This is a genomic window from Asanoa siamensis, assembly GCF_016862555.1.
Lineage (GTDB): Bacteria > Actinomycetota > Actinomycetes > Mycobacteriales > Micromonosporaceae > Asanoa > Asanoa siamensis.
Genome location: NZ_BONE01000005.1, coordinates 112,797 through 124,699 on the forward strand (window position 1 = coordinate 112,797; position 11,903 = coordinate 124,699).

General features: G+C 75.8%; 8 protein-coding genes. 1 reads left to right on the plus strand and 7 read right to left on the minus strand.

From position 1 onward, the window contains the following. The 7 genes from alaS to Asi02nite_RS05120 all read right to left on the minus strand — a co-directional run bounded on the left by alaS (position 1) and on the right by Asi02nite_RS05120 (position 11,010). Positions 1-2,682: an alanine--tRNA ligase gene (gene alaS / locus Asi02nite_RS05090; RefSeq protein WP_203710958.1), complete on the minus strand. Its 2,682-nt coding sequence runs from the start codon at positions 2,680-2,682 to the stop codon at positions 1-3. A gap of 28 nt (positions 2,683-2,710) precedes the next feature. Further along, positions 2,711-3,031 carry a hypothetical protein gene (locus Asi02nite_RS05095; protein WP_239126486.1) on the minus strand — a complete coding sequence of 107 codons (321 nt, stop codon included), beginning with the start codon at positions 3,029-3,031 and terminating at the stop codon, positions 2,711-2,713. Positions 3,032-3,060: 29 nt separating this feature from the next. Further along, positions 3,061-3,525, minus strand: coding sequence for a DUF948 domain-containing protein (locus Asi02nite_RS05100; protein WP_203710959.1), 465 nt, complete (start codon positions 3,523-3,525; stop codon positions 3,061-3,063). A 69-nt stretch (positions 3,526-3,594) separates the two neighbouring features. Continuing rightward, positions 3,595-4,287, minus strand: a complete 693-nt coding sequence (locus Asi02nite_RS05105; RefSeq protein WP_239126496.1) for a hypothetical protein — start codon at positions 4,285-4,287, stop codon at positions 3,595-3,597. Positions 4,288-5,753: 1,466 nt separating this feature from the next. Continuing rightward, entirely contained in the window at positions 5,754-6,575 is an 822-nt protein-coding gene (locus Asi02nite_RS05110) for a hypothetical protein (protein WP_203710960.1), read from the minus strand. A gap of 2,429 nt (positions 6,576-9,004) precedes the next feature. Beyond that, entirely contained in the window at positions 9,005-10,660 is a 1,656-nt protein-coding gene (locus Asi02nite_RS05115; protein WP_203710961.1) for a replication-associated recombination protein A, read from the minus strand. 134 nt (positions 10,661-10,794) lie between these two features. Next, a complete protein-coding gene (locus Asi02nite_RS05120) occupies positions 10,795-11,010 on the minus strand; it encodes a hypothetical protein (RefSeq protein ID WP_203710962.1) in 216 nt (71 codons plus the stop codon). A 108-nt stretch (positions 11,011-11,118) separates the two neighbouring features. On the opposite strand from Asi02nite_RS05120, the gene Asi02nite_RS05125 reads away from it, so the two are divergent. Next, entirely contained in the window at positions 11,119-11,805 is a 687-nt protein-coding gene (locus Asi02nite_RS05125) for a GNAT family N-acetyltransferase (protein WP_203710963.1), read from the plus strand. Positions 11,806-11,903 lie beyond the last annotated feature (98 nt).

An 11,903-nucleotide genomic window follows, 5' to 3' on the forward strand; every position in this document is an offset into this window, starting at 1 on the left:
TCACGCTCCGTCAATAGCTTTCTCCACAGCGGCCAGGAGGTTAACGGCCTCCGAAGCCGGTACGCCGCCACCCTGGGCGAGGTCCGCGTTGCCGCCGCCCCGCCCGGAGAGCGCGCCCTTGACCAGATCCCCCGCCGACAGGCCGCGGCCCTTCGCGGCGGCGTTGACCGCCACCACGAGCGAGGCCTTGCCGCCGGAACGGGCCGCCACGGCGACGACCGCGGCCCGCGCCGGGTCGATCTTGCCGCGGATCTCCTGGGCGAGGGTACGCACGTCGTTGCCGCCCGCGCCCTCGGGCGCCTCGGTGCCCACGAACGCGACGCCGCGGATGTCGACCGCGCCGGCCGCCAACGCCGCGGCGCCGCCCAGCACGAGCTGGCCGCGGAGCTTCTCTAGCTCCTTCTCGGCGTCGCGGAGCTGGCTGATCGTCTGCGCGACCCGCTCGGCGACCTGGTCGCCCGGCACGCGGTAGAGCTCGGCCAGGCGGGCCACCAGCAGGTGCTCGCGGGCCAGGTGCTGGAACGCGTCGATGCCGACGAGCGCCTCGACCCGGCGTACGCCCGAGCCGATCGACGCCTCGGACAGGATCTTGACGAGGCCGAGCTGCCCGGAGCGGGCCACGTGGGTGCCGCCGCACAGCTCGCGGGCGTAGTCGCCGACCTCGACGACCCGCACCTCGTCGCCGTACTTCTCGCCGAACAGCGCCATCGCGCCGAGCCGCTTGGCCTCGGCCTGGCTCGTGATGAAGGCGTGCACCTCGAGGTCGCCGAGCAGCACCTCGTTGATCTGCTGCTCGACGTCCTGGAGCACGCTCGGCGGCACCGCGGCCGGGGTGTTGAAGTCGAACCGCAGCCGGCCGGGCGCGTTCAGCGAGCCCGCCTGGGTCGCCGACTCGCCCAGGAAGTTGCGCATCGTCTGGTGCACCAGGTGCGTCGCGGTGTGCGAGCGCGAGATGGCCTTGCGCCGGGCGACGTCGATCTCGGCGAAGCCGGCCTCGCCGCCGCGGACCTCGCCGCGCACGACCTTGGCCCGGTGCACGATCAGCCCGGGGACGGGCGACTGCACGTCGAAGACCTCGACCTGCCCGCTGCCCAGGGTGATCAGGCCCAGGTCGGGCTGCTGGCCACCGCCCTCGGCGTAGAACGGCGTCGCGTCGAGCACCAGCTCGATCGTGTCGCCCTCGCCCGCCACCTCCACCGCGCCGCCGGCCGCGTCGAGCAGCGCGCGGACCCGCGACTCGCGGTTGACCTCGGCGTAGCCGGTGAACTCGACCGGACCGCCGGCGTCCAGCACCGCGCGGTAGGCCGACAGGTCGACGTGGCCGGTCTTGCGGGCCTGGGCGTCGGCCTTGGCCCGCGAGCGCTGCTCGGCCATCAGCCGGCGGAAGCCGTCGGCGTCGACCCGCAGCCCCTGCTCGGCCGCGATCTCCAGGGTCAGGTCGATCGGGAAACCGTACGTGTCGTGGAGCTGGAACGCCTTGTCGCCCGAGAGCGTGCTGCCGCCGGCCTGCTTGGTCTCGGCGACCGCGGTGTCGAGGATCGTCGTGCCGGCGCGCAGGGTGGAGAGGAAGGCCTCCTCCTCCGCGTACGCGTAGTCGGCGATCCGGCCGAACTCGGCGGACAGCTCGGGGTAGGACGGCGCCATGCAGTCGCGGGCGACCGGCAGCAGCTCGGGCAGCGAGCGCTCCTGCCAGCCGAGCAGCCGCATCGCCCGGATCGCCCGGCGCATGATCCGCCGCAGCACGTAGCCGCGGCCCTCGTTGGAGGGGGTGACGCCGTCGCCGATCAGCATCAGCGAGGTCCGCACGTGGTCGGCGATCACCCGCAGCCGCACGTCGTCGGGGTGCGACTCGGCGGCGACGTGGCTGGTGCCGGCGCCGTAGCGCTTGCCGGTCAGCTCCGCCGCCCGGTCCAGGATCGGCTTGACCTCGTCGATCTCGTACAGGTTGTCGACGCCCTGCAGCAGCGAGGCCATCCGCTCGAGGCCCATGCCGGTGTCGATGTTCTTGGCCGGCAGCTCACCGACGACGTCGAAGACCTCCTTGGTCTTCACGTTGGTGATCTCGTACTGCATGAAGACGAGGTTCCAGAACTCGAGGAAGCGGTCCTCGTCGACCTCGGGGCCGCCGTCGGGGCCGTAGGCCGGGCCGCGGTCGTAGTAGAGCTCCGAGCACGGGCCGGCCGGGCCCGGGATGCCCATCGACCAGTAGTTGTCCTTCTTGCCCCGGCGCACCAGCCGCTCGCTCGGGATCCCGGTCTGCTTCCAGATCTCGATCGCCTCGTCGTCGTCGAGGTAGACCGTGGCCCAGATGCGCTCCGGGTCGAGCCCGAACCCGCCCTCGCTGACCGGCTTGGTGACCAGGTCGAAGGCCAGCGGGATCGCGCCGGCCTTGAAGTAGTCGCCGAACGAGAAGTTGCCGTTCATCTGGAAGAACGTGCCGTGCCGGCTGGTCTTGCCGACCTCGTCGATGTCGGGGGTCCGGATGCACTTCTGCACGCTGGTCGCCCGGTCCCACGGCGGGGTGCGCTGGCCCAGGAAGTAGGGGACGAACTGCACCATGCCGGCGTTGATGAACAGCAGGTTCGGGTCGTCGATGGCGGGCAGCGGGGCGCTGGGCACAACGGCATGGCCGTTGGCCTCGAAGTGCGCGAGGAACCGCCGCTTGATCTCCGCCGTCTTCATCAGGTGCCTTCCTCAGTGGTGGCGCTTGTCAGTTGTGGCGCTGTCGTGGGTGCGTGCTGGTGCCCGGCTCGTCGAACTCGACCGGGAGGTCGTCGCCGCGCAGGTCTTCGAACTCGTCCTCGAACTGCACGCCGTTGGCGAACGCCTCGTGGATCTGCTGCTCGCGTTCGGCCATGTTGACGCGTACGTCGTCCATGAAGGCCCGGACGGACTCGACCAGGCCGCCGGCGGACTGGCTCACCGAGCCGGCGATGCCGGACGGGGTGAACTCGTTGGCCTTCTGGGTCAGCTTGCGGACGACCAGGGCGCCCACCGCGAGGCCGACACCCAGCCAGAGCAACCGCTTCATGGTCTCTATCCTTCCTCGCGGCCCTCGGGTCAGCGGGCGGTGGCCCGCTTCGCCGCGCGGCGCTGCTGCTTGAGGGTGGCGCGCACCTCACGCTCGTCCTCCGCGTTGCGGCGGGCGGCGGCGGCCTTGCGTACGCCGTACCCGAAGGCGGCGACCTTGACCAGCGGGTTGGCAGCGGCTGCCGAGACCACGGTGGTGAGGTTGGCGACGTTGGCGGTCACGTTCTGGGCGTGGCCGGTCATCGTGTCGATCTTGGCGAGCTGGATGTTGACGCCGTCGAGCGACGTGTGCACCTGGCTCAGCGCCACGTTGACGCCCTCGATCGTCGTGTTGGCGTTGGCCAGGATCGGCCCGGTGCGGTCGTTGAGATCGTTGATCGCGTTGGTGGCCGCGTCGATCGTCTTACGGAGCCGCAGGATCGGCACCGCGAGCACCAGCACCAGCATCAGGAACGCGCCGGCTACGACCAGCCACGCGACTTCTCCACCGTCCACCCGAACCTCCTCCACGACGTACCCCGTGCGCCAACGTGCAGACCCTACCGTCCGTAACGCCGCACGGCCTCACGACGGTGCGGCCACGGGGGCCAGCCCGTACGGCGTCTCGCCGACCTGCGACGGGTTGATGCCGGGCAGTGGCCCGGTGCGCTCGTCGGCGATCGCGTTGCGGACCTTGATGGACACGTCGGACCCCTTGCAGTCCTCGGGATCCAGCCCCGGCACCCCCGGCGCGGCGCTGACGCCCGGCTCCGGCTCGACGCCGATCGGAACGTTGCCGCAGGCCGGGGCGCGTACCCAGAGATCCATCGTCAGCTCGTCCCGGGTCCAGCAGGTGTAGCTGCCGTCCACCTTCGTCTCCGGGCACTTGGCCGGCTTCCAGCTCTGCCAACCGCTGGCGATCAAGGCATCGTGGTACGCCTTGGCGGTCTCCTCCGGAGGGTTGCTGGAGTGCGTCGTCCGCTCGCGGAACCGGCATTCCTCCAGGCACCAGCGGTTGCCGTCGATCTGGTCCTGCGGCTCGTTGTTGGCCCAGTCGGGGACGGCGAGGCTGTCGAGGGAGACGAAGACCGGGTCGCGGGACTCGGTCTTCGACCAGGAGTAGATCGGCAGGGCGACCAGGACGAGCAGGATGCCGAGCACGAGTACGCCCAGGCGGACGTTGCGCGGCTCACGGATCTGCTCGCGGAGTTGGGCCGGGGTGACGCGGCCGCGTTTGGCGGGGTGGTCGTCGTCGGTTTGTGGGGGTGGCGCTCCCATTCCCACTGATGCGGTCGCCGTCGCGGGTGCGGCCGGTGGGCGCGCGGTGCCGGCGGCTGGGGGTGTGGCGGCGGCACGGACCGGGGGTACGGCGGCGGCTGCTGCGGGCGGCGGACCGCTTTCCGCGGGTACGCCGGCGCGGGGCGCGCCGGCGCGGGCGGCTGGTTGGCCTGATTGTCCGCCGGGGCCGGGCGGGCCGGATGGTCCGCCTCGGGCTGTCGGTGGGCCCTGGCCTGGTCCGCCGGGGGCGGGCATGCCGTTGGGGGCGCCTGGGCCGTGGCCTGGGCCGGGGACGACCGTGCCGGTCGCACCTGGGCCTGGGCCTGGGCCTGGGCCTGGGCCGTTGGGGCCGGGCTGGTTGGGCGGCGTCGGGGGGCGGGCGGTGCCTGCGGCCGGTGCGCCGGGGCGGCTCGCGCCACGCGCGGGTGGGCCCGCGGCTACGCCTGGGCCGGCTGGCATTCCGGACGGTGCGCCTGGCCCGCCGGCCGGTGGCCGAACGGTGCCGGTCGGTGGCCGAACGGTGCCGGTCGCCTCGGGGCCGCCGCGGCTCCGGTCCTGGCCGGGGCGTCCGCCAGGGCCACCCGGTGCGCCGGGGCCTCGGTCCTGCCCGGGACCGGCGGGTGCGCCGGGGCTCCGGTCGGGGCCGGGACGTCCGGGGCCACCTGGTGCGCCGGGGCCTCGGTCCTGGCCGGGGCCGCCGGGTGCGCCGGGGTTCCGGTCCTGGCCGGGGCGTCCGCCACGGCCGGCCGGCCCGCCTGGCTGCTCCGGCGCACGTGGTGGCCGCACCGCGCCGTCGGCGTCGGCCGGGCGGTTCGGCCCGCCTCGGCTGACGGCCGCGTCCCGACCGGGTCCGCCGGGGCGGTCGAGCCCGCCGGGCACCCGGAGCCGAGACGGCGCATCGGGCGGCCCGGAGGCAGCGCCGTCCGCGTCATCGGGAGCGGCACGGCGCCCGCGCGTTCCGGAGCCGTCCACGTCGTCCGGGGCGGCACGGCGGCCGCGCGGCCCGTCGGGCGCCCGTCCGCCGCGCTCGCCATCGCTGAAGCGTCCACGCGCACCGGTCGGGTTGGCGCCGGTGCCCTCGTTGAACCTGCCACGCGCGCCCGGCGCCGCGGCATCGTCACCGGCACGATTGGCGGCCGCGCCGGCGCCCGTGTCGCCGCCCACGCGACCAGCGGCCGGACGTGCCGCCGCGGCGTCGCCGTCTGCTCGACCGGCAGCCGCACCGCCGCCACCGAACCGGCCACCCGGTCCGGGCACGGCGTCGTCGCGGACGCCACCGGTGTCGTTGAATCGCCCTCGCGCGCCACCCAGGGTGCCCGTGTCCGTGTCGGAAGCCCGGCGCCGGCGTCCGCCGGTCGGCGACATCACGTCGCCGGTACCGCCGGTCGCGTCGTCCGCTGCCGCACCGTGCCGGCTCGCACGCGTGGCAGCGTCCGCACCCGGTACGCCGCCGGCGGCAGCGCCGGTCAGTTCGTCGCCCGCGCCGTGCCGGCTACGGGGGATGTCGGGGCCGTCGTCGGCGGCACGCCGGCCGGCGACAGGCTGCCCGCCCGTGGCATCGCCACGGAAACGGCTGCGCGCGCCACCTCCACGCGGCGGCGCCACGCCACCGTCGGGGGCGTCCGGCGCCGCGGCACCGCGGCCGCCGAACGGCTGGCCCGGCGCTCCCGGCGGAACGTCCGGCCCGCCGGGTCGTCCACGCCCGCCGAAGCCAGGGCCCGCCTCACCGGCGGGCGGTTCCCCGCCCGGCGCACCGCGACGGGCGGCTCCACGACCGCCGAACTGGGGTGCCGGACCTTCGCCCGGCGGCTGATCCATATCCGGGGCACCACGGCCGACCGGCCGTCCGCGGAACGCGGCGGGATCGTCCGGGTCCGCACCCGGGCGGCCGCCAGGGGCGCCGGAGCGACCTCGACCGTCGAAGCCGTCAGGCCGTCCGGGCATCGCCGCTCCGCCGGGCACGGCGCCCGCCGGCGGCGCACCGACCTGCCCGCCGAACCCGTCGGCGCGACCCGGCCCGGCGCTGCCGGGCGCGTCCGGGCCGCCGCGGCCCGGGCGGCCGCGACCGCCGATGTTCTCGGGCCGCCCCACCGCTGCGTCACCCGGCTGCTCAGGACCAGGCACGCCGCGCCGGCCACGACCGCCCGTGGTCTCTGGCCGCCCTGCCACGCCGTCACCCGGCACCTCGGCGCCGGGCGCACCCCGCCGCCCACGACCGCCGAAGGTGTCGGGGCCGTCAGCCGGCGGCTCGCCGGCCGCGCGACGACCAGACCGGGTGGGGCCGGCATCACGCCCGGGTACCACCGGCGGCGCGATCACCGGCGGCATCCCGCCGGTCGCCGCGGGCGGCACAGCGCCCCGCGTAGCCCAGCCCCCGGTGTTCTCACGGTCCACGGGCGGTTGCCCGGGGGGCGTCGCGCCGCGCGTGGCCCAGCTCCCCGTGTTCTCACGGTCCACGGGCGGTTGCGCGGGCGGCGTCGCGCCGCGCGTAGCCCAGCCACCCGTGTTCTCACGGTCCACAGGCGGTTGCGCGGGCGACGCGCCCCGCGTAGCCCAGCCACCGGTGTCCTCACGGTCCACGGGCGGTTGCCCGGGCCGCGCCGCGCCGCGCGTAGCCCAGCCACCGGTGTTCTCACGGTCCACCGGCGGTTGCGCGGCCGGGCCGGGCGGCCCGCCGGCCGCGAAGCGGTTGCGGGTCGGCTCTCCGCCGGAGGCCGGCGCACCGGGCGCCGACGGGCGGCCCGGTTGGTCGCGCCGGGTCCAGTCCGATGGCTGGCCCGGGACTGCCCCGCTGCTCTGGGGATCATCAGGCTCGGCCGCGCGCCGCCGGCCGCCGCCGGCCGGTGACCGGAGCGCGCCGGTGCCCGGGTCGCCGTCGCGCCGGTCGGACGGGCCGCCCGCCGCCGGGCCACCCCGCCAGCCGGGCTCCCCGGATGCCGGAGGAACGGGCGGTGCGTTGCCCGACATCGGTACGCTGGCCGCGCCCTGGTCCGGCGGCGCCGAGAACCGGCTACGCGCCGACCCGCCACGGCCCCGCGGCCCGGAAACCGGCGCGGCGGGCAACCCACCGGTCGCCTCCGGGCGCGCGCCCCACTGCCCGGTGTCCGGCCCCGGCGGCGTGCCGGGGCGGCCCGCCGGGCCGAACTGCCCTGAAGTCTCCTCGGGCCGGCCCCGCCGCGCCCGTCCGCCGGCCGCGTCGCCGGGTGGCACAGCACCAGCGCCACGAGGTCCGACGGGCGGCGCACCCGGTGCGCCGCCGTGCGGCCCCGCCGGGGGCACGGGACCGGCGCCACCACGCGGGCCGGAGGGCGGCACCTCGCCAGCACCGCCATACGGCCCCGCCGGTGGCCCGCCCGGACCACCACGGCCGCCAGCCGGCGGCACTCCAGCACCTGGATGCGGCGCGCCAGCACCACCGCCGCTGTGCGGTCCCGCCGGAGGCATCCCTGCGGGGCCGCCACGCGTCCCCGCCGGCGGAACGCCACCGTGCGGCCCTGCCTGAGGCGCACCTCCCTGCCCGCCATGTGGGCCGGCAGGAGGCACACCCGGAGGCATTCCAGCACCACGGGCCCCCGCCGGCGGCACGCCGGCACCACCGCGCGGGCCTGCCGGCGGCACCCCGCCAGCACCGTGGGCACCCGCCGGGGGCGCACCAGCACCACGCGGACCGGCCGGCGGCACGCCGCCAGGACCACCGTGCACACCCGCCGGGGGCACACCAGCGCCACCACGCGGGCCAGCCGGCGGCACGCCGCCAGCACCGTGCGCACCCGCCGGAGGCACACCAGCACCACCACGCGGACCCGCCGGCGACACCCCGCCAGCACCATGCGCACCCGCCGGAGGCACGCCGGCACCACCACGCGGGCCTGCCGGCGGCACGCCCCCAGCACCGTGCGCACCCGCCGGAGGCGCACCAGCACCACGCGGACCCGCCGGCGGCACGCCGCCAGGACCACCGTGCGCGCCCGCCGGAGGCGCACCAGCACCACCACGCGGACCCGCCGGCGGCACCCCGCCAGCACCATGCGCACCCGCCGGGGGAACACCAGCACCACCACGCGGACCCGCCGGTGGCACGCCGCCGGCACCACCGTGCGGCCCCGCCGGGGCCATGCCCGGCCCGCCGCGCGGTGCCGCGGGAGGAGCGCCGCGCGTCCCGCCCGTACCCCGTGGTCCGTTCGCCGGCATCCCGCCGGCACCGGGCGTGACAGGCGGTCCACCCGCCGGTCCGCCGAAGCCGCCGGGCGGCTCGGCCTGCGCCGGGCCGCCGGCCGCTCCCCGGCCGTCATCGCCGCGCCGACCGCGACCGAACCCGCGCGGCCCACCCTCCGCGGGCGGCCCGCCCGGACCGCCGCGCCCGGACCCGTCGGCGCCGAAGGGTTCCGGCACGTCGTCGTCATCGGGACCGGGAGCGCCGAGTCCGCGCTTCGACGGCGGCGCCGGTGGCACGTCGCCGCCGGGGCCGATGTCGGTGCGTTCTTCCTTGGCCGTGCGCAGGTCGTCGAGCCAGCCGGTCTCCTCGCCGGAGACCGCCTCGGCGTCGGCGCCGTCGTTGCGACCCCGGCCCCATCGCCGGCCCCGCGCCGGCGGATCGCGCCGATCGTCGCTCACGCACTCACCTCATTGCTCGTAGCGGCGCAGCGCCGCATACCTCGCCAATGGGACACCGTTGTGGTGCCGGGATCGAGATCGCGACAACGTCCGCAATCCCGCTTCACCCGACCTCGCCTTCGCCGTCGGCCGATCGCCGGCCACCGCGCCCTGCCGGGACAGCGTCACCCACCGGGCGCTCCTCCACGACCCCGGTCCCACCGGAACGCGGCTCCGCGACGGCTTCCGCATCATGCGCGCCGTCAGCGGGGCCACCCGCGGACCCGCTGTCCGGCTCCGCCGCCGGTCCGCCGCCTCCGCGCGCCGCGCCCTCGCGGGCAGGCCCACCGTCCGCCGAATCGCCAGGACGCGCCGGCCCGCCGTTCTCGCCGCCCCTGCGCCCGCGCTCGCCGCGGACGATCCGCCGGATGGTCGGCAGCCGCATGCCCACCGCGCGCTCGTCGCCGTGGTCGCCGGGCTGGTAGTAGTCGACGCCGACGAGCCCGTCCGGCGGGTACTGCTGGGTGAGCACACCGCGCGGGTCGTCGTGCGGATAGCGGTAGCCCTTGCCGTGGCCGAGCCCCTTGGCGCCCTGGTAGTGCGCGTCCCGCAGGTGCTGGGGCACGCGACCGCCCTTGCCGGCGCGTACATCCGCGAGTGCCTGACCGATCGCGGTCGTCGCGCTGTTGGACTTGGGCGCCGTGGCCATGTGGATCACGGCCTGGGCGAGGTTGAGCTGCACCTCGGGCAGGCCGACGTATTCCACGGCGTGCGCGGTCGCGGTCGCCACCGACAGCGCGGTCGGGTCGGCCATGCCGATGTCCTCGCTGGCGAAGATGACGATGCGCCGGGCGATGAACCGGGCGTCCTCGCCGGCCACCAGCATCCGCGCCAGGTAGTGCAGCGAGGCGTCCACATCGGAGCCCCGCATGCTCTTGATGAACGCGCTGATCACGTCGTAGTGCTCGTCGCCGTCCCGGTCGTACCGCACCGCCGCGACGTCCACGGCCTGCTCGGCGGTCTCCAGGTCGATCTCGGTGGCGCCGCGGGCCAGCGCCGACCCGGCCGCCGCCTCGAGGGCGGTCAGCGCCTTGCGGACGTCGCCTGACGCGAGGCGTACCAGATGATCTTCTGCTTCCGTACTGAGCGTGACCTGCCCGTCGAGCCCGCGCTCGTCGGCGACCGCCCGGCGCACGAGCCCCCGCACCGCCGCCTCGTCGAGCGGCTGCAAGGTCAACAGCACACAACGGGACAGAAGCGGGGAAATCACCGAGAAGTACGGGTTTTCGGTCGTCGCCGCCAGCAGCGTCACCGTGCGGTCCTCGACGGCCGCGAGCAGCGAGTCCTGCTGTGTCTTGGAGAACCGGTGCACCTCGTCGATGAACAGGACGGTCGGCGGCCCACCGGCCCGACGCTGCCGGCGCGCGGTGTCGATCACGGCGCGCACGTCCTTGACGCCCGCGTTGAGCGCCGACATCGCCACGAACCGGCGGTCACTCGCCTGGGCGACGAGGTGCGCGATCGTGGTCTTCCCGCTGCCCGGCGGCCCCCACAGGATCACCGAGAGTGGCGTCGCTCCCGTCACCAGTTGACGCAGCGGCGCACCCGGCGCGAGCAGGTGGCCCTGGCCGACCAGCTCGTCGATCGTCCGGGGCCGCATGCGCACCGGCAGCGGCGCGTCGGCACCCGGCGCCGCGAAGCCGTCACCGCCGGCGGTGTGCGCGGGCGCGGTGCGCGCTCCGCCACCGTCGGTGAACGAGAAAAGAGCGTCGGGCTCCATCAGGAAGACACTACCGGCCGGGCCGCAGGTGCCGGAAATGCGAAGAACCCTGCACCCGACCGGCGGGCGGAGGGTTCTTCGCATTTTTGTACGGGGGTCGCGCGGCCCGTTCAGCCGTTCGGCCGTTCAGCCGTTCAGCCGCGACCCGGGCGGCGACCGTAGAACCGGCGGCCGGACCCGGTGCCGGCCCGCGGGCCGCTGCCGATGCCGGCGAGGTAGAGGGCGGTCAGGAGCAGCCCGATGAGTACGAGGGTGTGCCAATTGAACAGGTCCGGCGCACCCAGGTCGGTGTTGAACAGGTCGAGGAGCAGGGCGAAACCGAAGACGATGGCCGCGGCGATGGCGAGCATCTCTATCCTCCTGAAAGGGGCTCCGCCCGAGGGGTTCGAGCGGTGGCGGGGTCAATACCCAGTCGGGTCCGCGGGCAATCTCGACGATCGATCAGCTACGTTGCGGGCATGCTCGAGCCCCTCGCCGACCGCGCCGCCGTCCTGGCGGCGACGGGCGCGCACCCCTACGCCCGCCTGACCGCGGGCGAGGACGGTGCCGGCGTACGGGACGGGTCCACTGTGGTCTGGGTCACGCGCGGCGGTTCGACGGTCTGCGCACTCGGCGACGCGGCGACCGCGCTGCGCGTGGCGGCGTCGTCGCCCGCGGTGCGCTGGTGGCACCTGCCCCGCCTGGCCGGCGACACCCCGGTGGCGGCCCAGACCCGCGACGAATGGGACTTCCGCTGGACGACGACTCCCCCGCCTGTCCGTACGGGTGAGGATCTCGCCGGCCCGGTCTCCGACGACGCGGGGATCTCGGCGTTGCTGGACGCGGCCTTTCCCAGCACGATGACGCGGCCGGGCGACCCGCGAATCCGGTCGTGGTGGGCGATCCGGGACGGCGGGCGGATCGTCGCCTGCGCGGCGGACCGCAGCCGGGGCGGGGTGGGTTTCCTGGCGGGAATCGCGGTGCACCCGGACGCACGCGGTCGCGGTTTGGGGGCGGCACTGACGGCGGCCCTGACTCGGCAGTTGGTGGCGGAGTTCGGCGTCGCGGCCCTGGGCGTGATGAGCGACAACTCGGTGGCGAACGGGATGTACGAGTCGCTCGGCTACACGGCCTCGATCCCGCGCACGTCGGTCGGCCTGGCGTAGCGGAATCCCGTTCGCGGGCCGGGGTTGCCGGTCTCGTCTCGGGCGGCGGTCCGCCAGGGCTGGCGTCCATGGTGGAGCGACGGCAGCGCCGGGGTCCC